The organism is Pedobacter cryoconitis (assembly GCF_014200595.1).
Taxonomy (GTDB): domain Bacteria; phylum Bacteroidota; class Bacteroidia; order Sphingobacteriales; family Sphingobacteriaceae; genus Pedobacter; species Pedobacter cryoconitis_C.
The window spans coordinates 75171-100077 of sequence record NZ_JACHCG010000001.1; the positions used below are offsets into that span (position 1 = coordinate 75171).

Consider the following 24907-nt stretch of genomic DNA (forward strand, 5'->3'; position numbering starts at 1 on the left):
CATCTTTTACCAGGGAACAGAAGTCGTTTGGAAATTTAGTTATTTTTCCGCTAAAATATAACTTCCTTCTTCATTAATAACCTGGCATTGTAAAGTTGCAGCAATAACTTTTAAAGCGCTGTCTGGTGTCTGGTAGTGCAGGTGTGCGGTTAACTTGCGGTTTTCCAGGCTGTCTCCATCAATGGTGATCGAGTTCTTGTAAACTCTGCTCAATTGTTTAACAACTTCGTTAAGTGGTGTTTCTGTAAAGATGAACTCTTTATTTAACCACGATTTATAATTGATATCTGTATTTTTTTCGGCTGTAAGTTTTCCGGTGGCAGAAGAATAACGGCCTGTTTTTCCGACTGTCAGCAGTATGGACTTTGAAGCTAGAGGCTGTTGTAAAGCAACTTGTCCTTCTTCTACGGTTAGTACAATATCCCGGTTACGTTTAGAAATATTGAAACTTGTGCCCAGATCCAAAGCATGGACATCACCAAGGTCTACCAGGAACGGGTATTTAGTCTGATGGATAACTTTAACAAAGATTTCACCATTTAATAGCTGGACTCTTCTATTTGTTTTGAAACTCCCGGCAGCATATTTTATTGTTGCCCCGGCATTAAGCTGTACAGATGTGCCATCAGGAAGAGTGATCGTTTTTGCAGTAGCGCTCTGCTCATTGCTAACTACCGTGTAGGTATTCTTGTTGATGAAATAATAGCCTAAAGCAACGACCAGCAAGACAGATGCTGCAATACCATACCAAATTTTAGTATGTGCATTTCTCTCTTTTTGCTTCCATGCGTATTCCAGGTTGTCAATTTTATAATCCAGCGCTTCCCACGAAGATTCAATCGTATAAGGTTCTGTACTATATAGTTCATTAATATTTTGCTCTACCTGAACAAATCCCTGGTATGTTTTCTCATTCTGGTCACTTGCAGCCCGCCAGTTTTCCAGAAGGATTTTGTGCGCAGGACTGATTGTCTCTTCGAGATCATCAAGAATCAGTGAATAAATGAACTGTTCGTTACTTTCAAATGCTTTCATGGTATAATTTATACTGGCTCTAATATTTATAAAGTATCAGAAGCAGCAATAATAGATTTTGCTGTTGTTTTTCCAATAGTTCTCTCAATTTTTGAAAACCGTAAGTCAAATGATTTTTAACTGTTTTAATAGATATATTCATTTGTGTTGCGATTTCCTGTTGTTTTAATTTTCCAAAACGGCTTAAATACATTACCTCTCTGCATTTTGGAGGCAAAATAGCCATTGCATCCTCCAGGCTATTCAGCAAAGATTCTTTTTTGGCGCGTTGTTCATTTTCAATGTCCGGATCACTTTCCACTACCAGGAAAGCATGTTGCTTTCCATTGTTAATCTTTTCTTTTTTGATGAAGTTCAGAGAAGAGTTAATCACTGCTCTGGATAAATAACTTTTAATAGAATACTGAACCTTAAGTGCCCCGCCTATTTTCCAGATCGTCAGAAACACATCATGAACAATTTCCTCAGCAACCGGCGCCTGTCCAACATAACGGTAGGCCAGTGCAAACAGTCGCCTGTAATGTTCTTTATACAGTTTTTCAAAAGCCTTCCGATCATGCATTTTTAACGCTGCGATCAATGCTTGTTCTTCATCCGGAAGAGAGTATTTTTGTTCCTCGCTCATCCGATCATTATTTTTGCTTCAGGGTCAGATATCCAGAAATATCAGGCGCATCAGACACTGTATTCATAGCTACAAACCATAATCCTTTTAACAGATTCCGTTCTTGCAGCGGATTTAAATTAAGCCTGCCGGTAATTTCCAACTCGGAAATTTGTCCGTTGCTCTTGTATATCTCCTTGACCAATTCTCCAACTGATCCCTTGGTGCCGCTTCTCAGCGTAATTATTGTGGGCGCAATTTTCTCAAAATTAAGTGTATAAGTCAATTGCTTGGTACCTTCATCGTATGTTCCTTTTAAAATGCCAGTGCCTTCAGCGTTTGTATTCGTACCTTTTTTATCAATTCTAGCTGTGATTATGTAACTTTTTACTGGTGGGTTAATTTTAGTTTCTCCAGTTGAAGATTCTTTTTTGCAGGATACCGATAATACGACCATCAAAATTAAAACCACCCCTAAAACATTATATAACCTTGATTTTCTAACCTTCATTGCATTTAATACAGGAGGCTAAAATACTAATTATAGCTTAAACGTATTGTTAATTAAATCTAAATGTTCTCATACTCAGGAACCCATATTCCAAAGAACGTTTGCTATGAAAATTTTTATAGTAACCCAATAATGTGAATAAGACATATTTTCTGGTATTTAGTTTAATCCAAATATTATCTTCTGATAATTCGTGAGCAGTCTTTTCGGCGTTAACCTGGTATATTTCTGCTTCCGCAACCGAAAGTGCTTTAGTATATGGCTTATAAATGTGCCTAGCTACCTTACGGTCCAGGTAATAACCCGGTGAAGATAAACGGTAGGCATCGCCTTTAATATACTGGAAATCATGGAAATGATAAAAAACAAGCTCAAAAGAAGCCTGTGTGTCCAGCTCTTTACCCTTAACCTGTTTATCCTGAGTTGCAAACTCATATTGCTGCACATTCCACGGTGCAACCCCGCCACCAATATTCTTCAATACATGAACGGTATCAAAACGGGTAGTCCAGTCATCGAGATATTTCTGGTCACCGAATTTGTTGTCTTCAAAACGGTTAAAACACCATTCTATACAAGCATCTACCCACCAGTTCAATACTTCCATACCTGCTTTTGTATTTTTAAAAGTCATAAATTGCACGCAATAAATGCCACTTGTTGAGGACTGGTCATAACGTGGTGTATATCTGTGTTCGGTAATCAGCACAGATTTTTCACCCATTTCATTTATTAAACAAGCAGGATCACTGAAAAATAACAGATCCGCATCAATATAAGTACAATGATCCAATGCATATTTTTCAATACAATACTTAATCGTTGAGGATGCACAGGTCCAGCAATATTCACCTGCGGTACGGCCAGCTTTTATAGCAAGCAGCCGGTCATTCTCAAAGGTAAATAAGCTGATAATACTTGCATTTTTTAATGCCATTTTTGTAAGCACATCAAAGCAATAATCATCAAAAGCGAAAATATACAAATGGAAATCCTCACAGTGTTGTTCCAATGAATTGTACATCGCGATTCCGCGGGAAAGATAAGTTGTATTAAATAAGGTGCAGAATTTAAGCATATTGTGATTTATTTACGAAGTAAAATCCTTTGTTATAGCCAATTGGTTCGTGATCAATAGGGATTACCGATTCTCCCTTAACATAAGAAGGGAATTCACAAACTGTCTCGTAATCAGCAGTGAAATGGGTTAAAAACCGGTCTTCCTGAAAAAACCATGCAGGATAAGCCGCTTTGTAAATTTCAGGAGGTACAATTTGTAAGGTTAACCGGTCTTGCTTGCCATAATGAAAAGCAGTGCGGTCAAAAATCACAAAATCGAAATCATAAGACACTAATTCTTTAAGAAAGCGGTGCGGTTCAGGCAGGTATTGAACAGAGCCTGACAGTAAAATCAAATCTGCATCCTGTACGCGCAGACAGGCGTCAATGGATGGATAAAATTTTAAACGCTCATCTTCAAAATGTTCCCTGCCGGCAGTTACATAATGTGGTTGTTCTACTACATTCCAGCTGGCGCAGATGTCTGCTCCGATCAGGTCTTTAGTTTGAAAGTAGGTACTGCCTAATGATCCTCCAAAATCAATAATATGAAGAGGTCTTTGTAGTATGGCAGCGCTTCGCAGTATGCAGGTTAACAAAGGGAAAGGATGCTCCACTTTATCAAACACGACTGAGTCGCGTTCGTATACAGCATTTCCACTTTTAACTTTTAATAAAGCATCCTTGGTTTTTTCCAATATGCTTACTTCACTGTAGCCACCGACAGAATCGGTCAAATCGTCCCAGTTGGAATAATTTCCAAACCAGCCGTAAGATGATTTTTTAGAGTTAGAGGAGAATAATTTGAACATTATAAGCTTTGCATAAACGATTTTTCATATGCATGACAACCGATTATGCAAAAAGTCCTATAAGGATTTCAGAATTATTTTTTTATTTAATGCAGGCTTTAATGATGGCTTTGTATCAATGTAATTTCAAAGGTAGTTCCGTTTCCGATCTCAGAATGGATGTCGAAATTTCCATGTAAGCTATTCACCAGATGTTTAACCAGTGAAAGTCCGAATCCATAGCCTTTTTCTCCGACAGTACCATTTGTTGTAGCGGTTTTCCCTTCCATAATACAGTTGATTGTATCTTCATCCATCCCCACACCCGAATCTTCAACTTTGATCTTTAATTTATACTGACCAACATCTACTTCAAGATCAAGATTTACCGTTACGGTACCATCTTGTGGGGTAAATTTCATTGCATTGGAAATAAGATTTCCTGTAATCTGGAGCAGCTTATTTTTGATGAAAGGAATATGTTCGTTTTTCTCGTTGATATAAATCTGAAAAGTGATGTTTTTATTCATCGACTGTGGCAAATATAAACGCTCCAGCTTTTCCTTGAATACCAGCAGGTTAAATTCATCATTCTTTAAAACAGGCGTTTTTCCTTCGGTCAGGATTTCATCGGCAAGCTCAAGAACAGACCGGCCACTCTTATGGATCATCGTGATAAACTCCAGAACCTCATCCAGATTATTGTTGTTGCCTTGTTCTGCAATAACTGCCGCCAGACCAACAATACCGGCAATAGGCCCCCGGATATCGTGTGCTACCTTTTTCTGAGTTTCTTTAACCTCATCTAATTTATGTTTAAGACCATCGATAGCTTTTAAAGCTTTTAATCTGTTGACCACCTCATCAGCTACAATTTTTAGCAGCTCAATCTTTTCAGGGCTTTGTTCTCTCAGTCTATGGTCCATTACGCAAAGTGAGCCAATGTGAGATCCCTCAGAAGTTGTTAAAGGAACGCCAAAATAATAACGCAGATTAGGTGGCCCGGTCACCGCAGGAAATCCTTTAAAACGATCATCGGCCGACATATCAGGTACTTCAAAGTATTCCTCTGTGGAGGATAATGATACTGTATATTGACAGACAGTCTCTTCCCTGGGATTTTGAACTATACCATCAAGCCCATAACTGGAATAGGTCCACTGTGTAAAAGTATCAATTAAATTGACCAGGGATATTTCCGTACCAGCGATTTTTGCCGCTAAATGAGCCAGATCTTTGAAATTATTCTCCATACAAGAATAATCAATGTCAAATTCGGCCAGACTTAATACGCGTTCCTGCTCGTTTTCGGGGATAGGATGCTGAAACATCTTCATACTGTTTATGAATTTCGGTTTAACCTGCTAATTAATTCTGCACTTTGTAATCTGCCCTGTTCCAATCTGTCATTAAAGAAGTTTTTAGTCTGATCAAAGTGTTGTTTATAGCCATTAATATCTCCATAACCAATAATAGACGACCATTCCCTTACTGAAGAATGGAATTCAAGATCATCTGCGCGGATTTGTTTGTCATAAATGGCAGCGGCAATCGATTCTTCCAGTAACTCTTCGTTTCTGAACAAATATTCCACAATTCCCAGGCGTAAACGAAAGGGTGGGGTCTGACAAATCAGGTTGTCATATGGATTGATTTTCAGGTGGTACCAGGCATCGGCCATACTCAGTAAGCTTAAATGTGAATTGGGTGTATGTGGTGCCCCGGTTCCTGATAATGAAAACTCCTTCATGACCTGGTTGTCCAGTAACAGGAATTGTTTGTCATCAGGAAAAAGGAAATGCTTAACTTCTTTAATACGTTGGCGGAATTCTGCCTCTTTTTCCATGATCATCAGCTTAAACAGCTCTGATTCGGATTGCGCATAACGTTTGATCTGGTGACGTGCATAAGGGTTCATGATTGCCAGACCTGCATAAATGTGAGATTTGTAGCTGAAAATCCGCAGCATTGTCAAAATCTTTACATTATCTATCCCACCCAGGTAAGATGGGTTTTCCCATGGAAAAAATCCTGCTTCTTTCCATGCCGTTCCCATACTTTCAAAACCCATGTGGGTTACTGCTTGTGTATCGGCTACAATTTTATCGTGTTCATGGTAATCTTTCATTTCTACGATGTCAGAACCTAAAACTGCAAGCAGATCAGTCATTCGGGTATAAGCAGCCGTATCACAACGGTGTGGAATAACAATTAAAGTTTGCCCTTTGGGGTCAAAGCCAGGGCCATGTAAAGAATGACAGGTAATAATATTAACGTCCTTCGGTAAATATTTCTCAAAGGCGGCGATCTCCGGATGTTTTACAGAGGTTTGGCCGGCGACAATAGCACCGTATTTAGTAGAAGCGCCATAAAGTGCAACTACTTCTTCTATTTTTTCCGCTTCCACAGCATAAAATATCACGTCACACTTGCGGGATACTGCATTTCCGTCAATTAATATTTCTATACCGAAAGGGGTTAATTCCTCTTCCAGCTTTTCTCTGAAGACCGGGAGGTCTGCACCGCAAACCTGATGTCCTGCTTTAGCAAAATGCTTTGCATAAAGTTTGCCCATGTCTCCCAGGCCAATAATTCCTATATCCATCTCAATATTATATATGGCAAATAAGCGAAATTCTATGGGAAATGGAATGATTATCGCCATTTTTATCATAACGATCACGGTGATAATTATTTGTAAAATAGTTTATTTTTGTAATTATTTATATTTGTACTTTATTTAAAAAATAATCATGCGTCAATTTCTGGTACAGAATTTTGCTGCCGGAGATGGTAAATTGATTAGAATATATTTATGATGGATCAAAAACAAAACGAGGTTAAAATTATTCAGACTTCCCGTGAAAATTCAAATGCTGCTATTCTTAAAGGAGATGCAGCGGGTGTTGCACAGTATTGGATGGATGATATTATTGTTATTTCTGGTGAAGGTGGTCAGTATGCAGGAAAAAAGCTACTGTTGAAAGTGTTTACAGAAATGTTCCAGGAAGACAAGCCTGTTTTTGAACGGATACCTTCGGTGATTACGATTGGGGACAGTGGTGTACTGGCATGGGAAACAGGAGAATGGAATTATAAAACTGAAAAGTTCAGAGGTAATTATTCGGCTATGTGGCGGAAAATTAAAGGAAAGTGGCTTACACAAGCTGAGCTTTTTGTTTCGCTGGATTAGAAGAGATAATATAACTTATTTTAATTAATAGTTTATACTGGGTTTGTTTTGTTACAAAAAATACTAGAAACTGCCTTTGTTTTGTTACAATATTAGGTTAGATTTGGATTTGTTATGTTACAAAGTCTGATAATTTAATATTATGGCATTTAGAGAAATGTTGAAAACTATCTCAATCATTGGAAATTAAGCACCGGTCGCAAACCTCTTATCCCAAGGGGCGCACGTCAAGTTGGTAAAACTACTTTGATACGTGATTTTGCTAAGACTTATAAATATGGAATAATCTTAAACCTTGAAAAATTAAATGATCGCAGTTATTTTGATGATTTCGATGATGTTCAGACAATTTTAGAGGCTTTATTTTTGGCTTATAGTATACCCTCATCGGCTATTTCAAATACGCTATTATTTATTGACGAAATACAAGAAAGTCCAAAAGCTATTCAGTTATTGCGTTATTTCTATGAAGAAATACCCGATCTTCATGTGATTAGTGCTGGATCTCTTTTGGAGTTTGCAATGCAAAAAGTCCATAGTTTCCCAGTGGGGAGGGTAGATTTTTTATATCTTCATCCATTAAATTTTCAGGAATATCTGTAAGCTACAGGAAAACAAGAATTGTTGAAACATTTGCAATCTGCTCCTGTCAATATAATTGCTCATAAACTATTGATGGAAGCATTTCATCGTTATGCAATTATTGGGGGGATGCCAGAAGTGATAAAAACAGACGTCCAGCAACATAGCCTTTCCGATTTACCCAGGATATATGAAAGTATTTGGGGTACTTATAAAAATGATGTCGAGAAATATACATCCAATGAAACAGAGAGGAAGATTATTAAGCATTTAATGGACACTTCTCCCTTATACCTTGATGAACGGATTAAATTTCAAGGATTTGGTAATTCAAACTATAAATCAAGGGAAGTTGGAGAGGCGTTCAGGACGCTTAATGACGCGAAAATTGTACTTTTAATTTATCCTACAACCGACATGCATCCTCCGGTGAAAGCAGATTTGAAAAAATCGCCGCGTTTACAATTCCTTGATACTGGTTTAGTTAATTATTCTGTCGGTATTCAGTCGGAAATGCTTGCGATGAATGATTTAAATAATGCTTACAAGGGGGCAATTATACCACATTTAGTCACGCAGGAACTAATATCGCTACAAAGTATTTCAGCACACACACCTAATTTTTGGGTGAGGGAAAAGTCTCAATCAAATGCGGAGGTAGATTTACTTTATTCTTATCAGCGTTTTGTTATTCCTATTGAAATAAAATCGGGAAGCACAGGCAGTTTAAAGTCACTTCACCAATTTATTGACGCATCTGATCATCCTTATACTATTCGTATGTATGCAGGTTTTTTTAATATTGAGAAAGCAATTACACCAAACAAAAAACCATACCTGCTAATGAATTTACCTTACTATGCAGGTACTTCACTGCCACAATACATCGAATGGTTTGTCAAACAGGAATTTTAATTCAAACTGACTTCTACAGGCATCAAAGGAAATTCAAAAATCTATTTACAATATACTTTTACTAATTCCATCAATTCACGGTTTTTTCCAGCTAAATATACTTTTTGCTTTTCAAGCCAGAGTGCTTTTCCAGCAACATCTTCTTTACCGGTAGTCAACATTTGCGTCACTGAAGCCATGGCTGGCATACCTGGCCCTGTTTTATGTTCCACGCTTTGCACAGGATCAAGCGCTGCCTGTAACTGCTTTTCAGAAATGGCCAGTTCCTGTCCTAACCTTTCCTTAGCTGCGTGCTGAATCATTGCTATAGTAATATGATCAGCGGTTTTCTTTTCCTTTATCGCCTGATTAACAACAGCTGCAATGACTTCATGTGCATCTCTGAAATCAAGATCAGCACTCCTGACCAATATATCCGCAAGATCAGTCATGGTAGAGAAATTTTCCCTTGCGTATTTAAGCATAGTTTCCTTATTGACATGCAAAGTACTCACCACACCGGTCATAGTATGTGTTGCGGCCAAAAGTGCATCCAGAGACTTTGGTTCCAGCATAACCCTGACACCACTATGCTGATACTCAATACCATTTAATGAGGTCAATATGGACATCAATTGTCCGGTAGTTATTGCTGCTGCTTTGCGGGTTCTCTCCAGCGCATCAGGATTCTTTTTCTGCGGCATCATGCTACTTATCCCCGCATAGGAATTATCCATTTCTACCGAGTTATATTCATCAGTACTCCAAAGCTGTAATTCCGAAGCCAGGCGACTCAGCTCACTCATGAAAATTGCGTTATCAGCAGCGAATTCAGCGATATGATCCCAGCCAGCAGCTCCTTCTATGGTATTGACTACAAGTTTATTAAAGCCCATCAGCTCAGCAACTCTAAATCTATCGAGGTTCCAGCTCGTACCACCGCTGGCTCCAGATCCCAGAGGACATTGATCAATACGTTCATAAAGCTGAAGATAGCGGTCCGAACTCTTTGCAAGACTTTCATCAATCGCCGTTAAATAATGAGCTAATGTACCCGGTTGTGCCTCTTTTCTATGCGTATAAATCACCATTACAGTTTGCAGGTGATCCGCAGCTTTAGTCTGAATTGCTGTGCGCAGTTTGAGGACAGCTCCGATCACTTCAAGCAGCTGGTCACGTAAAAACATGCGATTGATAGTATTGTCCAGATCATTACGGCTGCGGCCAATGTGCATTTTTCCACCAACACTGCCCACTTCTTTGATCAGTTGTGCTTCATAAGGAAGATATACCTGTAAAGACGGATTTCTTAGTGCAAGCTGATCTGTTTTTAGCAAGCCGTTAAGTATAGTTTTAGCTTCTTTACCGCTGATGATCTTTTGTTCGGCCAGCATGATTACATAAGCTTTATGCGATAGTGTCTGATAAGGGAATGTAACGCTGACCAGATTCTTAGTACTGACTTCATAATCATAAAGCTCCTGAAATTCCGGAGCCTTTGATCCCGAAGTACGTCCGATCCGGCTGGCATCTTGCAGGTTTTTGCCCGTGGTATTATTTGAACTCTCCATTGTTAAACCTTTTTCGTTTATTAACTGCGCTTCCAATTTTAATGGCAAAAACAAATTAATTGCCGTTACGAATAAATAGTAAAATTTAAATTTCATAATGAACGCAAAGTATGGAGAAATATTTATTTAATGAAACAAAGTTGCATTAAATAAATAATGAATAAGTATTGGAAAGCCTGCTTGTTGTAAATGGATTGTGCAGCTTTTATGATTTGAAATTACCTTGATATAGAAACGTTTACAATATTGAATATTTGTTGAACTTCTTTAAGCTTTATCTTGAAATCTGTGTAGATTGCCTTATCAGGATTTAAGGAATGACATGTTATTATACCTTTTTCAACATCATGATCAATAATTCTTTTAATTACTATTCCATCATTTCTAGTTACAATCACATAATCCTTATACCGGTGTGTATGGAATTTTGATCGCCAATAATCTTGTACGATTTCACGACCGGTGGCAATACTTCCATCAGGAATACTTTCTTTTGTATTATCATCCATGCTGTCACCAACTATTTCAAAAGCTCTGTAATTTCCCTTATGCTGTTTCTGAACAATAATTGAATGTTTGGGCAGCTCTTCAATATAAATGGGGTCAGTAAAACCAGAAAGATACCCAGCGTAAGCATATTCACTTACTAATGGCATGATCATTAAATACTGTCCATCAGATAAATTAATAAATGGTGTTTCTCCTTGTTCGATAGGATATGCTAAGTTGCCAATAGTTTTTGCGTTTACCATATTACTCTCAGAAGATTCATCAAGTTTGTTACGCTGTAAACTATTAATTATTTCGGTGTTAGATATACCAAATACTTCAGCTTCAGATGTATTAAAGGTATTTATTATTTTATTTACAGTTTCTCTGGACATATTCACGCTATCAAAATAATCGTAAATAGCCGATCTCGAAATACCAAGTAATGTTGCCGCCTTAGTTTTAGCTATTTTATGAGAAACTAGAAAATTCTTAAATTTTTCTCCTTGATAATCAGACATATATTAAATATTGTAAAGTATAACGCTACATTTATATTGAATTGTGTAGTTTATCACTACATTTGTTGTGTGAGAAAGATATTTTGTGTTCAGTGTTGCGCTGCAAATATAAGGATTAGTTTCACAGCTAAAATTATTATATAGACAATAAGCGATAGTTTATTGTAATGTTGTCCTGCTTAGAGATAGGCCGGGTTTTCTGCGTGCCAGGCTAAACAACTGGCTTAAAAATATGCAAGTAAACTCAATTACAGATTTGATCAACACTATCGACCCTGCCATAAATAAGTTTAACAATGTTTTAGGCTATTATTCTCCTGGAGATAATGGAGGTGGTGATTTCTATTGGGATAGTTCCTGTACAGAAGTTGTAAATAATGGAACTGTATTGAGTTCTGTTTTTACAACATCAGGCAGATGGAAAAGAGTAATCAGTGGTGAAACCAATGTAAAATGGTTTGGTGCCAGAGGTAACGGGAGTAATGATTCAGTACATTTTAAGAATGCAATCGATACGGGAAAAAATATATATGTTCCAGAAGGCATTTATTCTGTATCTGGTTTGGTTTTAAAATTGAATCAGGTCATTTATGGGCAAAGTACTTTGTCCGAACTTCACGCTATTGAGACTGATAAACCGCTGTTAACAATCACTCGTTTTGGTGGAGTAAGCCAACTCACTTTATATTCTTCGTATTATGTTTCTGATATAAATTTTTGTGCAATTAAGGTTTTAAATGAGGGATACAATGTAATCTGTGAAAAATTGAGGATTGTTGGTGGCTTTACCAATGCAATTAATTGCTCTGGCTCAAGTAATGTTAATATCAGCAATAATTTCATCAGCGGAATGATGGGGCCGCAAATATTTATTAGTTATGGAACACATAATATAATTGAGAATAATAAAATGGAAAAATGCAGGGGCACTTCATTTATAAAATTAATGAACGCTGCTTCTGTTATTATAAAACATAATTATATTGGTGGTGGAGATACCGATAGGCCGGGTGCCCAAGGTATTTATGCCGAAACTGTACCTCCGGCAGATCATAAAGAAGGAGACCCTTTTTATCATTACACCTACCTCGTTATTGATTCTAATGATATTGACAACATTGGTGGACAGGCTGTTGCAATAAAAAGTTGTTTTTCTGTTAAAATCAAGGGAAATTGGTTTTCGGCGGGTAGAACTAATGGAGTGAGTTCTGTCTTATTAAATGATTGCAAACGTATCGATATATCTGGTAATGATATCTATACAAGTGGGTACATGGGACTGCAAATTACAGATTGTGAAGTTGGTTCAATTACAAATAACCAAATAGAAATGAGTAAAGATACGGGTGTGTTTTTGCTGCGCTCAAGGCTATTTTCAATTACTGGTAACCAAATTGGTAACTTAACCGGACTAGAAGACGGCTATGGAGGTATGATGAAAGTAGGTGTGTCAGAAAATCAAGGAGACAATAATATAATTTCTAATAATATTTTCAGAGCGATTGAAGTAACTAACTTATATCATGAAGGCTCTAATAATATTGTGAATGATAATATTTTTATCAAGTAACTTTAAACAAGATATAGGAATAGGATCTTATTAAATTGAGATCCTATTCCTATTTAAAATCTGACTTAACAATCTTAAAAAAAATGCTTACTATTCAGAATTTTCATCCCGCAGAATGTCTCAGAAATCATGTTAAATATTTCTGGAAACTGGAAGCAGGTGAACTGAATAGTACCCGTCAGTGTTTTCAGATTTTTCCGGATGGTTTACCTGGATTACTCTTTCATCATCACCATGGCAAGCAGGCATTGGAACTGCCTGACAAACAAAAACTACCTGCTTCCTTTGTATATGGCCTTTCAACCCGCGCCTTTACCAATTATACCAATATTGGATTTTCTGCCATTGGTGTAAGTTTATATCCATGGGCACTTCATACGATCTTTAAGATAAACAGCGCTGAATTCAGTAATCAAATGGTAGCTCTTGAAGACCTGACCGATTTTACGCTAAATGAAAGGCTGTTTAATGCTCCTGACGCTGATAACGCAATTAAAATTCTATCCGGTTATCTGATTCAAAAGATAAATTACACCCTCAGTGAAGATCTTGTTATAAAGGACTCAATCCAGCAGATCAGCAATAACCCTGAAGCTTTAATTCGTGATTTAATCAGGAATTATCAGTTAAGTGAGCGGCAATTTGAACGGCGTTTTAAACATACGACAGGCGTTAGTCCATATCAATATTCCAAAGTTCTCAGATTTCAAAGATCGCTTACCAAGCTTAACTTTTACCCGGATGAACATCTTTCCGCTATTGCTTACAGCTCAGGGTTCGCAGATCAATCTCATTTTATCCGGGAATTCAAGCAGTATTCCGGAGTTACGCCAAATTCCTATCTGAAAATAAAACAGCAAAACCAGCACTTATTATCCGGTCATGTTCAGCATACTATACCGCAACGGATTTTGTTGATTTAATTTTCACCTGCCGGTTTTATTCTATTCCGGACCTCAGTAATTACTGAGCTTTGAAGAAAATTCTAAATCATGGTTAAAATACATCATATCAATTGTGGCTCTTTACAAAGAGATCCTGCCAGCCTCAAAGTGCTGTGTCATTGTTTACTATTAGAAGATGCAAACGGTCTGGCACTGGTGGATACAGGAATAGGTGTTCAGGATATTTTGTATCCATTGGAAAGGATTGGTAAAGTAACTATTGATCAGGCAGGTTTTAATTTTGACCGTTCGGATACAGCAGTTTCAAAGCTTAATAACCTGGGCTTCCGGGAAGACGAAGTGAAACATTGTATCATCAGTCATCTTGACCCGGATCACATTGGTGGACTGGCAGATTTTCCTCAGGCAACAATCCATGTTTCTGCGGTTGAATTACAAAGTTTTCTGACAGGTGACCCACGGTATCGTCCACAGCAATTGGCGCATCAGCCATTATTAAAAATATATACTGATTTTAACGAAAGCTGGTTCGGCCTGACCGCTCAACGTGTAGTCCTGAATTTTGAATCGGCAGTTTATTTAGTATGCCTTCCCGGCCATACTTTGGGGCACTGTGGCATTGCGGTTCAGCAAAAAGATAAATGGCTATTGTATGTTGGTGATGCCTATTATTTAAGAGATGAACTTTTTATAGCAGATCATCCTGTTAATGAGCTGGCTGCATTGGCGGCTATGGATAATAAACTGCGGCTTGAATCGTTGAAAAAGCTGGAGATTCTGGTTCAGGCTTATAGAAGAGAAATAGAACTTTTCGGCTATCATGATCCTTCTGAATTCAAATAAGTATGTCCTGTTAAGAGCGGCGGCTGACCGATGTTTTCAATTTTTTGAAAAGTCTCGATGCTATACCCTTCGGGCGTGTGGGGCTATTAAGTGGTAAACTTCTCATAAAATCTGCAAATGCATGATAAGCATCCTGATCAGCAATAACTTCAGTTTCCACAGATAATGGAGACAAAGATAGCGTTACATCATAATTGTTACTGTGCCCGCAATGGGTTCCGCTAGCATCATGACCAATGTTTTTCACCAGGGACTGACCCGGATAGAGTGTTAATTTCTTTGCAAGAAAAGCAGAAGCATACCACCTGATATCCCAATGTGTTGTATTGCCAATTGCCTGTTGTTCCAAAGCTTTGACGTAAGGATATGTATTGTCGAAATCGAATTCTTTCTGAAGTCCCTGTGCATTGATTTTTTCTAATAATTTAGCCCCATCATGCTCAAATAAATCCCACGCTCTCTTCCAGGTTGCCCAGCCCCAGCAATCGGCACCTTTTATAAAGAAAACTTCCTTTAATCCTTGTGGAATGGGGTAGACATATCCATGTATAGAAGCAACTTCATCGTTGTTTTCATAAAAATCAAGCGCTTCGTTCATATACTTTAAAAACCAGGGTGCAGTAACCAGATCATCTTCAAGTACTATCGCTTTACCATGTATACTGATTACCTCAGTAACTCCCAGAATAGTATTGTCATCAACACCCAGATTAGTTTCACGCAAACAAATATGTACACTTTTAAAACCGGTTATAGTGGTCAGAAAGCTTCTAAGCTCATGAACTGACTGTACAGCATCTGCATTTTTTGCAGCATCCGCATAGATATACAATTCACTTTCTGCTGACAATAGATTTTCCCTTAATGCTGCTATAACCTGCTGTGTATGTGATAAACGGTTATATACAAAAAGGATGATTGGAGCTGTAGTGATCATTGTGTTTTTTTACGAATGTAAAAAAATTACTATTGACTCATTAATAAGTTTAGCATTTCCTTAACTTCTTCCAGTTCCTGTTCCAGTTTAATGACCCTGTTTTCCAGATCAGCAGAAGATTGCTGGCTGAGTTCCGGCCCAGGGATTTCTTCTTCCTCTGCATCGCCTCCAAACAAATGTTTATACCTCGCTTCTTTTTGTCCCGGTTTTTTAGGGAGTTGTTTGACATAAACAGGTTCTTCCTGTGCTAATTTATGCAGGATTTCCTGAACCTCGCCGATAGTTTCAAATTCATGTAATCTTGCCGCATTCGTATTGATTTCACCGGGAGTTAATGACCCGCGTAAGAGTAATAAACAAATAACTGCCAGTTCTGCCGGAAGCAGCGGATATACAATAGCAAGGTTATGTTTGTATTTTGTGCTTCTGCTGCTGCCACCCATAGCTGTGCTGCTTAAACCTTTAATTTTTAAAGTGTTTAAGGTGAGTGTAACGGTTTCTTCATCGTAATTTACAATAGGATTCCTTGATGTTTTCTGATTACAGGCAGTCGTTAACGCAGAAATAGTCATAGGATAATAGTCTGGTGTAGTTCTGCTCTTTTCCAGTAACACACCTAAGACGCGTTGTTCTGCTGCATTTAATAAAATTAAAGGCTGATTATTTTCCATGTAATAAATATAGAGGAAGCTGTTAATATTTGATACAAAAAATATTGAAATATATCATTTAAAAAGAACACCAGTCTTCAATGACTATGCTAAATCATTTTTATATCAAAAAATATTTAGATTGTTTATCATTTTTATAAAAAAGTTATATCTTTATTTTCAATCAGGTTTAAAACGCTCTATGGTCATAATTCGCTCTCACATGTTTGAATTATTACTCATGTTTTTCATTTGAACTCTATTAGCTATATAATAGATGAATTTTAAAAATATGCAGTTCAATAACTGCGAAAGAAATAGGCTTCGGCTTATAAATAGGTAGTTAATAAAAAAAATGCTGATGGATGTCAGCATTTTTCTTTGTTACCTGTTTCATCAAACTGTAGCATTATTCCACAGTCTTTTACTTAAGCTTAATATTTAATGTATTGATTTACAGTATGTTGTTTTGTGTGCCAGCTTTTGGCATTATTATGTAACTATACTATTCAGATTAAATAACTGAATTATACATATAACAGTAGCGAAATATAGATTTTACCAGAATTGAAAATTTCGAATGCTTTAACACAAATCTTAAAATTATGAAAAATATCATTTTAACAGCAGCAGCATTATTAGCAGTAACAGGTATATCAACAGTAAAAGCATCAGAAACTAAAGCTCCATTAGCAGTTACTATGAAAATGGACAGTACGGCTACAATGAAAATGGATAGCACAGCTACAATGAAAATGGATAGTGCAGCTATAATGAAAATGGATAGTGCGGCTACTATGAGAACAGATAGCGCTATGAAAGTAAAACAAGATAGTTCACAAAAAGTACCTGTGAAACTAGAAGAGCTTCCAGCACCGGTAACTACCACATTAAAAGCAGATGCTTACAAAGACTGGACGCCAACAACAGCGTTTTTAGTAACAGCAGCAGATAAATCACAATTCTACCAGATTGATGTGACAAAAGGTACTGAGAAGGCCTTCATCAAAATCAATAAAGATGGTGTAGTTGTTCAATAGATAATATTACAATACGTTTTAATATCATAATGGGAGCCGGATTTTATCCGGCTCTTTTTTGTATAAAAGGATTTAATTTCATTCTCTGCAAGGCTGACAGTTTTCCTGAACGTATCAGGTAGCCTATAATTAATGCAATCAGCATAGCCAGGCTATTTAACGAGCTTAGCAAAACGCTGATAAAATGCGGTAGGGCTATTTTCATGTTTAGGTTCATATTTACCAGCAATAATCGGTAAATAGATAACTCTTCTCCGGCTTTGTTCACCAGTAACCGCAGATTGAGCAACCCGGTGCCATAAACGGCCATCATGTATTGTCAGATCCCCGGCTTCCGGCGCAATTGCTACTTCTTTTAAATCAGCTTTATTGTCCAGGAAATATTTCTTACGGAATAACATATGATAAAGACTCTGTTTATGTGTTCCTGGTAATACTCTTAAACCACCATTTTCTGGTTTAAGGCTGCTCAGGTGGATACCCACATTCAGCATCGGATTTAATTTTTGTCCGTGAAAGATATCACGTAAACCATCAGTATGCCATCCCATTTGGGTAAACTTACTTTCAGGGCCATTGACATAATGATTTAAAACCATTCCGTCTTTTTCTTCTGTACCTAACCTGGCACCCGGCCCGATCAGGCTTAACAAAGTTTCAAACCGGGGATCCTGGGTTAGTCCGGCAAATAAAGGATGATGCTGATTCAGAAAAGCAAAGCGCTGCACAATTGCAGAACCATCCAGATCCTTTCCATATTTGATAGGGATGCCGTTTACCTTGATTTTTTCCTGTTTTATCCAATCCTGCTGGACTTTTAAAGAAGCCTGTATAATATCATTTACCGTTTCTGGCTGAATGAAGTTTTTAAAATGGATGAAGCCATTTTTATTAAAAAAATAGTTTTGTTCATCTGTAATAGTGCCGCCTAAAGTGAATCTGGTATAAGTAGGGTTCATGGTCGTTGAGGTTTAAGGGTTGAAGATTGGATATAGCAAGTCCTGCTGCTTAGGTTAGCAGGTTCTAAAGGATATTAATCAAAGAAATTTTTTCAGAGAATTAACAACAACAATAGCAACAACCTGCCCTTTCAGAGAAGGGCATTCGCATGAAGTGCGCGCTGGAAATAGGGTTGTTGTAGTTCATATATTGTAATGTATACTAAATTAGTATACATTACAAATGTAGGAAAATATTTTATTTATAAAAATATTTGAAAATAAATATTGATTCTTTTTTTATTGTTTGTATAATCCTGCTGTAATGCTTTCAATCAGTGACTTAGGAAGTAACCAGGTTCCAAAAACAGATACCTTATTTAAGAAGCCCGGGACAATTTCTGCTTTTCTTTTAAACATACCTTTTAAGCCGGTTTCTGCCACATTTTCTGAAGTCATGTTGAATTTTTCTGCAAGTTCTGCTAAGGAATCCATACCGGCGCGGCTTGAAAATCCAGTAGCTGTAGGGCCGGGGCATAAACAACTCACGCTAACCGGGCTATCTTTTAGTTCATAACGTAAGGCACGGCTATAGGATAGTATAAATGATTTACTGGCAGCATATAACGCCAGGGTAGGTACGGCCTGGTAGGCGGCTGTACTGGAAATATTTAAGATATAAGACTGTTTTTGTTTTCTTAAAATAGGTAGTAGGTGCCAGGTTAATTCAATTACTGCATCTATATTCAGTCTGAGCATATTGAGTTGTTCGGGAAGACTTAATAGCTCAAAATTGCCCCACAGTCCGTATCCTGCATTATTGACCAGAATGGATAAATCTGGTGTGATACCGGTGCACCATTCTTTTACCTGCGTAGCAGTTGTGCTGAGCGAAAGATCGGCAGATAAATAATGTGCTTTAACTTGATATGCTTGTTCGATACTTTGGGAAAGCAGCTGGAGATCGGTTTCATTACGCGCAACAAGCAGTAAATGATAGCCGGAACGGGCCAGTGAATTTGCCATAGCCTTTCCTATTCCTTTACTGGCACCAGTTATTAAAGCGTATTTATTCATAAATGAGATCTGTAATCGGGTGTAAAATAGTATTTTTTTCGGAGTTAATAGTTTATCCACATTAAGTGTTGATAAGCTGTTGGTTACATCATGTTTATTGTGAGTAAGTGCCAAAAGACGAGGTTTCAATACAGTTTTTTTAGTTAAAAGGTATCTGTTTGGGTATCAGGATGGTAGTTATTCACAATAATTGTTGATGAATATGTTAAGTTATTGATAATCAGATGTGTTTTTGTGTGGATAAACGTTTTGGGTTTAGTGGAATTAAAGCTGGATTTCCGGAAATAGGGCTGAACTTTTAAAAACGTGGCCTTGACGTGAAGAACAAGTGTTGGAACTGGGTTGAATAGTGCCTTGAAATGACGTTGCAATGAGGTTGTAATGACGTTGGAATGACCTTGCAATGACTACAGTCATTCCAACCTCATTGCAACGTCATTTTAAGGTCGTTAGAAAGGGTAAGCAGACTACTGTTTAACTATAACTGAAACGGTTCTCAACGGGTTAATAGCTTGATTCTGGGTTTTTCTAATCAGTTAACATAAATAAATATATATTAATTGATTTTTAATGTGTATCTTGTTTTTGTTCTGTATTTATTTAATAGTTTATTTATTGTTAAAATATACGGTAAAACCCCATTGGTTAATATTCACAGCATTTTTCACCTTAATAAAAAAGTTATGGCTATTGTTACAAACAGTTATTTAGGAACATTCACTGGAAGAATAGGAAATATGGTTATTTATCCTCTTGCAGGACAGATAGTTGCCAGAACTATAGGTAAATCCTATAAAAAACCCACAAATAATCAGCTGAATTCAAGGATGGCGCTTAAAAAGATGAATGTTTTTTTACAGGACATCAAGGGGTTTCTTAAAGTCGGTTTTGAATTAGAAGCTAAAGGCACGACAGCTAATGCATTCAATCACGCGCTTAAATATAACCGAAAACACGTTACAGGTACATTCCCAGACGTCGCAATTGATTATGCAAAAATACTGGTCACCAAAGGAAACATGCCCATTGTAGAGAAGGCAAAAGCCAGTCTCCTGACCGACAGGCTTAAAGTGAGCTGGGATACTGAGGTCATTAAAGGGCAAACACATCAGGATGACCAGGTATTGCTATTGGCCTATTTTCCTGGGGAAACAGGGAAGACCCGTATTTTTACCACCTCAGTCAGAAGATCTGCGGGTACTTATAAGTTCAACCTGAACAGGAGTGCTACAATGCGCAACGCACATTTGTACCTATCCTTTGTCTCAGATGATTATAAAAGTATTTCTGACAGTGTTTATCTTGGAGAGGTTTCCTGGGATAAAGTGGCTAAATAGCTGGAGTTCTTCCGCCGTCTACAGGAATGCTAACGCCTGTAACATAAGAAGCAGCGGGTGAAGCCAGGAAAGCAATTACATTTCCGATTTCTTCCGGCTGGCCAATTCTTTTCATAGGAATGGAATTGGTTAGCTGTTTTTCTACATCACTTCTGTTGCCTTCTTCAGAAAGACTATCCAGCAGTTTTGTATATCGGGTGGTATGGGTTAAACCCGGCAGTACATTGTTCACTGTAATATTATATTCCCCCACTTCATTTGATAAGGTTTTTGCCCATCCAGCTACGGCAGCCCTGATTGTATTGGATACGCCAAGATTCGGAAGTGGTGTTTTTACTGAAGTGGAAACAATATTAATGATCCGTCCATAACCTGCTGCTTTCATTCCAGGCAAAACAGCCTGAACTAATATCTGGTTACAAACCAGGTGCTGACTAAAAGCCTGTTCAAACTCATTGGTCAATGCTGTTGTTATCGGGCCTGGTTTTGGCCCTCCACTGTTATTGATCAGAATTTCTACCTGATCGAGTGTAACGATTTTCTGGATTGCAGTACTGACCGTTGCCGGGTCGGAGAAATCTGCGACAGCATAAGCATGTTGTTGTCCTTCAGTTAATGGCAATTCCTTTAAAGCACTGATTAATGATTCCTCATTTCTTGCGACCAAAATACAGTTTGCACCTAAGCGGGCAAGAATAATGGCCGTAGCCAATCCAATACCTTGTGTACTTCCGCAAATTACTGCAGTTTTATTTGAAAGGGATATATTCATCGTCATTAGGTTTTAATTGGGATATGCCTGTAATATCACCAGGCTTACAGGTAAAAATATCAAAAAAAACCGGCCCTTGTGTAAGGCCGGTAATTTTAATTGTGTGTGCGTGTTATCTTTCTCTACCACCTCTTTGTGGCTGGTTATTGTTATTTCCTCTGTGCTCATCCCTTCCGTTTCCCTGCTCATGGCCGGCTCTGCCTTTCATCTGCGATCTTTCATTGGAACGGGGATTGATATTTTGCGCTGGTCTGTTGTTCCTTGCTGCAACGTATCTTTTATCTTTACTATCCCTGATATTTCCTTGTTTACCATGATAGTTTTTGTATTTACCATATTGTTTAAGGTTTTGAGCATGATTTAAATATGGGTTCGGTGTATTCATAACAACCTTATAGCCATTGTATAAATTATAATTACTGTATCTGGCTGGTAAGGTTCTTCTTGATACCCATTTCCCATTCACCAGGTAGGTGTAATTTTGTGACGATACATTGTAATATGAATCTACATCTGGCAGATAGTAGTTATCCACATGATCATATCCTGTAGGTCCCCAGGCAGGCTGAGATCCTATATTTATATTCAGGCTGATCTGTGCACTGGCTTTGATGCTGCTAAACGAAGCTACTCCGATAATGACAGCTAATACAATTCTTTTCATTTGTGTGGTTGGTTATCTGCTGGGGGTATTCCAAACCAGATGCCATCATTCAGTATATCAGGTGTTTTATCTATGAGCGAAGGTTATTTGCCGATGAAGAAGGGATACTTATCGCCCGTGGATGATTTTTTTAATATTTTAGCGTAATGATAGATGTATCCTGTGCCCTGATTATTAGTCAGAACGGACAAGTTTTAGTAGCTCAAAGAAGTTTGAGTATGCAATTACCACTTAAATGGGAGTTTCCTGGTGGGAAAGTTGAGCCGGGTGAAACTGCTGAAGAATGTCTGATCCGGGAAATCCGGGAAGAACTTAGTGTGGAGATTCGGGTGATGAAGAAGATGCAACCGTCGGTTTATGACCAGGGAAAACAACTCATCCGTTTACTTCCTTTTCAATGTAAACTGATTGCAGGAGAGATTAAACTGACTGAGCATGCTGCTTTTCAATGGCTGCTGCCTGCCGGATTAAAGAAACTGGACTGGGCGGAAGCAGATATTCCAATCGTACAAAACTTTATAGATGAAATGATGTTGTAAAGAAAATCTATATTATGAACTCATTTTTCAAAACAATCATCGCAGGCTGGGGCGCTAAGAAACTTGGCGGAGGCTGCTTGTCTACTATCCTTATTTTTGTCCTTATTTATGTTGCTTTAGGCCAATGCAGCAGAACGCCTCAACGTACAGCCGCATTGCACAAGACTGTACCCGTTATAGAAAACAGGCAGTAATTCCTTATTATTTTGCGATCGCTGCAAAAAGCTTGGGTAACTCGGTGTCGCCGCTTGTTTTGAAGGTAAGCGCATTTTTAGGAGAGTATAAAAATAGAGATGGGTATTTTGTAGGCTGAAATAAAGGGATAAATACATGATCACGATCTTCCAGCAGCAATACATTTTTCTTTCCAACCAGGTTTTTACCGTATTTACTCATGAAATCGTTCATCGTAATATGCTGATCAAGAGAAACAAGGTAGATATTCAATTTTTTTAAGTCTTCGTATTTCTTAGACAGTTCAATCATAGTCTTCTGGCAATGGACACAGGTTGCATCAAAGAACACAAAAAGAGATTTGTGGGCTGGAACAATCTGCGCTTTTGTAAATGTTTTTCCGTCAGCTTTGTAGAACTGGAAATTCGGGATATCCGTAGCAGGCATTTGTGCCGAAGCAGTAAAAGAAATCAGGGCTATTATAAAGCTGAATAAATATGTTTTCATAAGATCATATGTTTTTTCAATATTCGTGATGCCAGGCTTACTTATACAGGCTTCATTCATATTGTTAGGGTAATCAAATATAATAATAATTGGGATTGTCGGAAATGATAAGAAAATTAATTTTTAATGGAAAAAGAAACGGGGACCATCCAGGCGGACGGTCCCCGTTATCTAATTAACGCTCTCGTATATAAGACGACCAAATCTTCAATTTATTGTATACGATTAAAAAAAATTGAGAAATTTAATTTGCCCGGTAAGAAGCGACAGGTCTGGCCAGTTCATATTTAATCCAAAAATCGGAAGCTGCTGTACGCTGATCATTTGAGCTATCTGCACTACGGGCTCCTTTACCACCGCCCATACCGCCGCCGCCATGTCTTCCACCTCCGCCACCGCCACCACGCATGCCGCCACCTTTTCCTCCCGGCATGCCATGACCACCACCAGTTGAACTTTCGCCCGCTGGCATTTCTTTATGATGATGTTCCGCGCCACTGTTTATTTTGATATTATAGGCAACCGCCTTAGTTTCATTTCCTTTTAAACCAAGCTGATTTAATGGAATTGCCAGTTCACAGATATAATCTCTCTGCTTATTGAAAGCTGCTGCGACCTCTATGCCATCTTTATTTGGCATAGTCAAACTTCCGTCAGGAATATTTTTAAAGCCTGAAACCTGTATCGTATGTACCCCGCCATGTTCAAATTCATTGGTTTCGGCAGCCGGATGTGATGAAGTGTCATTTTGTTCGTGAGGAGCAGGAGGCTGGTTCATTCCCAGGAAATTGAGTTTGATACCATCTTTCTTTTTTCCTGCGGTATTGATATCCAGTGTGAGCCCTGCGTACATCAGTTTCCTGGTGGTCACTTCATCCAGTGATTCAATGATGATATAAAGGTTTTGCTGGTCATTAGCCAGTGCAAATGCAAGTTTGGTATCTGTATTGTAATTGTTGAGCGGCTCATGCCATTCGTCAGAGATCCCGTCAACTTTAACGGGCTGTTGTACCCATAAATTTACGTCCGCGTCCGGATCTGTTTTTTGCGCATAAAGCGACGTGGATGAAAGGCAGCTGATACTGCTAAAGAGCGCTAAACTCAGGATGGTTTTCAAATCCATTTTTTTGCAGCAAGGGGGATATATAACCTCGCTTAACAAAGCTATCTGATCAACTACATATTCTAAATAAATTAACATTTTTTAACGCATAGAACCGCAACAAATGGGCTTATCATTTTGTTCCTTTTATTCATAATATACTTATGGGACTATTGTCTATTGTGTAATTTATGGGTTCAGTGTATCTTGGCTTAAATACTAAATATAAACATGACAGCTGTTGACCTCCAAAAGAGACAGAAATTATTCTATAGTATTATAGATCAGGTGGAGAAAGATTATCACTTATACTTTGGTCTTAAATCTATTCAAAAGAGATTAAGCCAGACAGAGCGCATCTATGATCATTTTATACTGGATCATCAATCTTTCAAGATATCTTTTTATCCGGAAAGTGACTTACCGCAAGAAATCAGAGATTTGATTCTGGACGCCTGTCATCAGACGTTTTCTGAGCAAATAAACGCAAGCTAAAATTGACTTTGTGATTACTTAGCTAAAGGCTTTTAAAACTTAATTATAGTTGAAATTTGAGGTTTTGTCTCTAATTTAGGTTTCTAAATCTTCACTGATTTTCAAGC

The 24907-nt window shown here is 37.8% G+C and carries 28 protein-coding genes; 11 read left to right on the top strand and 17 right to left on the bottom strand.

Translation table 11 applies throughout. The features are described from left to right. Positions 1-39: 39 nt before the first annotated feature. The 7 genes from HDE70_RS00330 to HDE70_RS00360 form a co-directional block, all read right to left on the bottom strand. Positions 40-1035, bottom strand: coding sequence for a FecR family protein (locus HDE70_RS00330; protein ID WP_183867419.1), 996 nt, complete (start codon positions 1033-1035; stop codon positions 40-42). 19 nt (positions 1036-1054) lie between these two features. Continuing rightward, positions 1055-1660 (bottom strand): RNA polymerase sigma factor, encoded by a 606-nt coding sequence (locus HDE70_RS00335; protein ID WP_183867420.1) that lies wholly within the window; start codon positions 1658-1660, stop codon positions 1055-1057. A gap of 7 nt (positions 1661-1667) precedes the next feature. Further along, positions 1668-2150 (bottom strand): CHRD domain-containing protein, encoded by a 483-nt coding sequence (locus HDE70_RS00340; RefSeq protein WP_183867421.1) that lies wholly within the window; start codon positions 2148-2150, stop codon positions 1668-1670. Positions 2151-2199: 49 nt separating this feature from the next. Further along, the gene (locus HDE70_RS00345) at positions 2200-3228 is read right to left on the bottom strand and encodes a glycosyl transferase (protein WP_183887360.1); all 1029 of its coding nucleotides are present in this window, start codon (positions 3226-3228) and stop codon (positions 2200-2202) included. Further along, a complete protein-coding gene (locus HDE70_RS00350; protein WP_183867423.1) occupies positions 3221-4021 on the bottom strand; it encodes a methyltransferase, TIGR04325 family in 801 nt (266 codons plus the stop codon). Before HDE70_RS00350 ends, HDE70_RS00345 begins: the two co-directional genes overlap by 8 nt. A gap of 98 nt (positions 4022-4119) precedes the next feature. Further along, on the bottom strand, positions 4120-5337 hold the full coding sequence (locus HDE70_RS00355; RefSeq protein WP_183867424.1) for a GAF domain-containing sensor histidine kinase: 1218 nt from the start codon (positions 5335-5337) through the stop codon (positions 4120-4122). A 5-nt stretch (positions 5338-5342) separates the two neighbouring features. Then, entirely contained in the window at positions 5343-6605 is a 1263-nt protein-coding gene (locus HDE70_RS00360) for a prephenate dehydrogenase (RefSeq protein ID WP_183867567.1), read from the bottom strand. A gap of 210 nt (positions 6606-6815) precedes the next feature. Between HDE70_RS00360 and HDE70_RS00365 the strand changes: the two genes are divergently transcribed. The 3 genes from HDE70_RS00365 (at position 6816) to HDE70_RS27120 (ending at position 8690) form a co-directional block, all read left to right on the top strand. Continuing rightward, on the top strand, positions 6816-7193 hold the full coding sequence (locus HDE70_RS00365) for a YybH family protein (RefSeq protein ID WP_183867425.1): 378 nt from the start codon (positions 6816-6818) through the stop codon (positions 7191-7193). 210 nt (positions 7194-7403) lie between these two features. Next, positions 7404-7796 carry an AAA family ATPase gene (locus HDE70_RS27115; RefSeq protein ID WP_317617408.1) on the top strand — a complete coding sequence of 131 codons (393 nt, stop codon included), beginning with the start codon at positions 7404-7406 and terminating at the stop codon, positions 7794-7796. 72 nt (positions 7797-7868) lie between these two features. Then, positions 7869-8690, top strand: coding sequence for a DUF4143 domain-containing protein (locus tag HDE70_RS27120; RefSeq protein WP_260160496.1), 822 nt, complete (start codon positions 7869-7871; stop codon positions 8688-8690). Between the two features lie 41 nt (positions 8691-8731). On the opposite strand, the gene argH is transcribed toward HDE70_RS27120, so the two are convergent. Both argH and HDE70_RS00380 read right to left on the bottom strand, forming a co-directional pair. Beyond that, on the bottom strand, positions 8732-10240 hold the full coding sequence (gene argH / locus HDE70_RS00375; RefSeq protein WP_183887361.1) for an argininosuccinate lyase: 1509 nt from the start codon (positions 10238-10240) through the stop codon (positions 8732-8734). A 218-nt stretch (positions 10241-10458) separates the two neighbouring features. Beyond that, the gene (locus HDE70_RS00380) at positions 10459-11250 is read right to left on the bottom strand and encodes a helix-turn-helix transcriptional regulator (RefSeq protein ID WP_183887362.1); all 792 of its coding nucleotides are present in this window, start codon (positions 11248-11250) and stop codon (positions 10459-10461) included. Positions 11251-11482: 232 nt separating this feature from the next. Here HDE70_RS00380 and HDE70_RS00385 point away from each other — a divergent pair, with 232 nt between their 5' ends. From HDE70_RS00385 to HDE70_RS00395, 3 genes are all read left to right on the top strand, one after another. Then, positions 11483-12820: a right-handed parallel beta-helix repeat-containing protein gene (locus HDE70_RS00385; RefSeq protein ID WP_183887364.1), complete on the top strand. Its 1338-nt coding sequence runs from the start codon at positions 11483-11485 to the stop codon at positions 12818-12820. Between the two features lie 83 nt (positions 12821-12903). After that, on the top strand, positions 12904-13743 hold the full coding sequence (locus HDE70_RS00390) for a helix-turn-helix domain-containing protein (RefSeq protein WP_183887366.1): 840 nt from the start codon (positions 12904-12906) through the stop codon (positions 13741-13743). A 69-nt stretch (positions 13744-13812) separates the two neighbouring features. Next, entirely contained in the window at positions 13813-14568 is a 756-nt protein-coding gene (locus HDE70_RS00395; protein ID WP_183887368.1) for an MBL fold metallo-hydrolase, read from the top strand. A 10-nt stretch (positions 14569-14578) separates the two neighbouring features. Here HDE70_RS00395 and HDE70_RS00400 read toward each other — a convergent pair whose 3' ends face one another. Both HDE70_RS00400 and HDE70_RS00405 read right to left on the bottom strand, forming a co-directional pair. Further along, the gene (locus tag HDE70_RS00400) at positions 14579-15505 is read right to left on the bottom strand and encodes a glycosyltransferase family 2 protein (RefSeq protein WP_221301987.1); all 927 of its coding nucleotides are present in this window, start codon (positions 15503-15505) and stop codon (positions 14579-14581) included. Between the two features lie 29 nt (positions 15506-15534). Next, positions 15535-16176, bottom strand: a complete 642-nt coding sequence (locus HDE70_RS00405) for a YceH family protein (RefSeq protein WP_183887370.1) — start codon at positions 16174-16176, stop codon at positions 15535-15537. Between the two features lie 584 nt (positions 16177-16760). Here HDE70_RS00405 and HDE70_RS00410 point away from each other — a divergent pair. Continuing rightward, positions 16761-17195: a hypothetical protein gene (locus HDE70_RS00410; protein WP_260159831.1), complete on the top strand. Its 435-nt coding sequence runs from the start codon at positions 16761-16763 to the stop codon at positions 17193-17195. Positions 17196-17347: 152 nt separating this feature from the next. Here HDE70_RS00410 and HDE70_RS00415 read toward each other — a convergent pair whose 3' ends face one another. Both HDE70_RS00415 and HDE70_RS00420 read right to left on the bottom strand, forming a co-directional pair. Continuing rightward, a complete protein-coding gene (locus HDE70_RS00415; RefSeq protein ID WP_183867431.1) occupies positions 17348-18154 on the bottom strand; it encodes a phytanoyl-CoA dioxygenase family protein in 807 nt (268 codons plus the stop codon). 279 nt (positions 18155-18433) lie between these two features. Beyond that, positions 18434-19210 (bottom strand): SDR family NAD(P)-dependent oxidoreductase, encoded by a 777-nt coding sequence (locus HDE70_RS00420; protein ID WP_183867432.1) that lies wholly within the window; start codon positions 19208-19210, stop codon positions 18434-18436. A 683-nt stretch (positions 19211-19893) separates the two neighbouring features. Here HDE70_RS00420 and HDE70_RS00425 point away from each other — a divergent pair. Continuing rightward, complete coding sequence (locus HDE70_RS00425) at positions 19894-20547, top strand: DUF6266 family protein (RefSeq protein WP_183887372.1); 654 nt, start codon at positions 19894-19896, stop codon at positions 20545-20547. On the opposite strand, the gene HDE70_RS00430 is transcribed toward HDE70_RS00425, so the two are convergent. Beyond that, positions 20540-21319, bottom strand: a complete 780-nt coding sequence (locus HDE70_RS00430; protein WP_183887374.1) for an SDR family oxidoreductase — start codon at positions 21317-21319, stop codon at positions 20540-20542. The genes HDE70_RS00425 and HDE70_RS00430 overlap by 8 nt on opposite strands. A gap of 112 nt (positions 21320-21431) precedes the next feature. Continuing rightward, positions 21432-21983: a hypothetical protein gene (locus HDE70_RS00435; RefSeq protein WP_183867435.1), complete on the bottom strand. Its 552-nt coding sequence runs from the start codon at positions 21981-21983 to the stop codon at positions 21432-21434. A 146-nt stretch (positions 21984-22129) separates the two neighbouring features. Between HDE70_RS00435 and HDE70_RS00440 the strand changes: the two genes are divergently transcribed. Together HDE70_RS00440 and HDE70_RS00445 are read left to right on the top strand one after the other, a co-directional pair. Further along, a complete protein-coding gene (locus tag HDE70_RS00440) occupies positions 22130-22522 on the top strand; it encodes a (deoxy)nucleoside triphosphate pyrophosphohydrolase (RefSeq protein WP_183867436.1) in 393 nt (130 codons plus the stop codon). Positions 22523-22536: 14 nt separating this feature from the next. Continuing rightward, positions 22537-22716 (top strand): hypothetical protein, encoded by a 180-nt coding sequence (locus HDE70_RS00445; protein ID WP_068402612.1) that lies wholly within the window; start codon positions 22537-22539, stop codon positions 22714-22716. A gap of 7 nt (positions 22717-22723) precedes the next feature. Here the strand turns inward: HDE70_RS00445 and HDE70_RS00450 are convergent, their stop codons facing one another. Further along, the gene (locus tag HDE70_RS00450) at positions 22724-23203 is read right to left on the bottom strand and encodes a TlpA family protein disulfide reductase (RefSeq protein ID WP_183887376.1); all 480 of its coding nucleotides are present in this window, start codon (positions 23201-23203) and stop codon (positions 22724-22726) included. A gap of 244 nt (positions 23204-23447) precedes the next feature. Continuing rightward, a complete protein-coding gene (locus HDE70_RS00455; protein WP_183887378.1) occupies positions 23448-24326 on the bottom strand; it encodes a hypothetical protein in 879 nt (292 codons plus the stop codon). Positions 24327-24536: 210 nt separating this feature from the next. Here HDE70_RS00455 and HDE70_RS00460 point away from each other — a divergent pair, with 210 nt between their 5' ends. After that, positions 24537-24800 carry a hypothetical protein gene (locus HDE70_RS00460; protein WP_183867439.1) on the top strand — a complete coding sequence of 88 codons (264 nt, stop codon included), beginning with the start codon at positions 24537-24539 and terminating at the stop codon, positions 24798-24800. Positions 24801-24907: the final 107 nt, after the last annotated feature.

Excerpts from the sequence above, each read along its gene's own strand:
- HDE70_RS00440 (WP_183867436.1), top strand. The coding sequence starts at position 22,130 with ATGATAGATGTATCCTGTGCCCTGATTATTAGTCAGAACGGACAAGTT.
- argH (WP_183887361.1), bottom strand. The coding sequence starts at position 10,240 with ATGGAGAGTTCAAATAATACCACGGGCAAAAACCTGCAAGATGCCAGC.
- HDE70_RS00400 (WP_221301987.1), bottom strand. The coding sequence starts at position 15,505 with ATGATCACTACAGCTCCAATCATCCTTTTTGTATATAACCGTTTATCA.
- HDE70_RS00445 (WP_068402612.1), top strand. The coding sequence starts at position 22,537 with ATGAACTCATTTTTCAAAACAATCATCGCAGGCTGGGGCGCTAAGAAA.
- HDE70_RS00460 (WP_183867439.1), top strand. The coding sequence starts at position 24,537 with ATGACAGCTGTTGACCTCCAAAAGAGACAGAAATTATTCTATAGTATT.
- HDE70_RS00365 (WP_183867425.1), top strand. The coding sequence starts at position 6,816 with ATGATGGATCAAAAACAAAACGAGGTTAAAATTATTCAGACTTCCCGT.
- HDE70_RS00340 (WP_183867421.1), bottom strand. The coding sequence starts at position 2,150 with ATGAAGGTTAGAAAATCAAGGTTATATAATGTTTTAGGGGTGGTTTTA.
- HDE70_RS00330 (WP_183867419.1), bottom strand. The coding sequence starts at position 1,035 with ATGAAAGCATTTGAAAGTAACGAACAGTTCATTTATTCACTGATTCTT.
- HDE70_RS00420 (WP_183867432.1), bottom strand. The coding sequence starts at position 19,210 with ATGAATAAATACGCTTTAATAACTGGTGCCAGTAAAGGAATAGGAAAG.
- HDE70_RS00360 (WP_183867567.1), bottom strand. The coding sequence starts at position 6,605 with ATGGATATAGGAATTATTGGCCTGGGAGACATGGGCAAACTTTATGCA.
- HDE70_RS00385 (WP_183887364.1), top strand. The coding sequence starts at position 11,483 with ATGCAAGTAAACTCAATTACAGATTTGATCAACACTATCGACCCTGCC.
- HDE70_RS00430 (WP_183887374.1), bottom strand. The coding sequence starts at position 21,319 with ATGAATATATCCCTTTCAAATAAAACTGCAGTAATTTGCGGAAGTACA.
- HDE70_RS00450 (WP_183887376.1), bottom strand. The coding sequence starts at position 23,203 with ATGAAAACATATTTATTCAGCTTTATAATAGCCCTGATTTCTTTTACT.
- HDE70_RS00455 (WP_183887378.1), bottom strand. The coding sequence starts at position 24,326 with ATGGATTTGAAAACCATCCTGAGTTTAGCGCTCTTTAGCAGTATCAGC.
- HDE70_RS00390 (WP_183887366.1), top strand. The coding sequence starts at position 12,904 with ATGCTTACTATTCAGAATTTTCATCCCGCAGAATGTCTCAGAAATCAT.
- HDE70_RS00405 (WP_183887370.1), bottom strand. The coding sequence starts at position 16,176 with ATGGAAAATAATCAGCCTTTAATTTTATTAAATGCAGCAGAACAACGC.
- HDE70_RS00350 (WP_183867423.1), bottom strand. The coding sequence starts at position 4,021 with ATGTTCAAATTATTCTCCTCTAACTCTAAAAAATCATCTTACGGCTGG.
- HDE70_RS00395 (WP_183887368.1), top strand. The coding sequence starts at position 13,813 with ATGGTTAAAATACATCATATCAATTGTGGCTCTTTACAAAGAGATCCT.
- HDE70_RS00415 (WP_183867431.1), bottom strand. The coding sequence starts at position 18,154 with ATGAACCCTACTTATACCAGATTCACTTTAGGCGGCACTATTACAGAT.
- HDE70_RS00380 (WP_183887362.1), bottom strand. The coding sequence starts at position 11,250 with ATGTCTGATTATCAAGGAGAAAAATTTAAGAATTTTCTAGTTTCTCAT.
- HDE70_RS27120 (WP_260160496.1), top strand. The coding sequence starts at position 7,869 with ATGGAAGCATTTCATCGTTATGCAATTATTGGGGGGATGCCAGAAGTG.
- HDE70_RS00410 (WP_260159831.1), top strand. The coding sequence starts at position 16,761 with ATGAAAAATATCATTTTAACAGCAGCAGCATTATTAGCAGTAACAGGT.
- HDE70_RS00345 (WP_183887360.1), bottom strand. The coding sequence starts at position 3,228 with ATGCTTAAATTCTGCACCTTATTTAATACAACTTATCTTTCCCGCGGA.
- HDE70_RS00435 (WP_183867435.1), bottom strand. The coding sequence starts at position 21,983 with ATGAAAAGAATTGTATTAGCTGTCATTATCGGAGTAGCTTCGTTTAGC.
- HDE70_RS00425 (WP_183887372.1), top strand. The coding sequence starts at position 19,894 with ATGGCTATTGTTACAAACAGTTATTTAGGAACATTCACTGGAAGAATA.
- HDE70_RS00335 (WP_183867420.1), bottom strand. The coding sequence starts at position 1,660 with ATGAGCGAGGAACAAAAATACTCTCTTCCGGATGAAGAACAAGCATTG.
- HDE70_RS00355 (WP_183867424.1), bottom strand. The coding sequence starts at position 5,337 with ATGAAGATGTTTCAGCATCCTATCCCCGAAAACGAGCAGGAACGCGTA.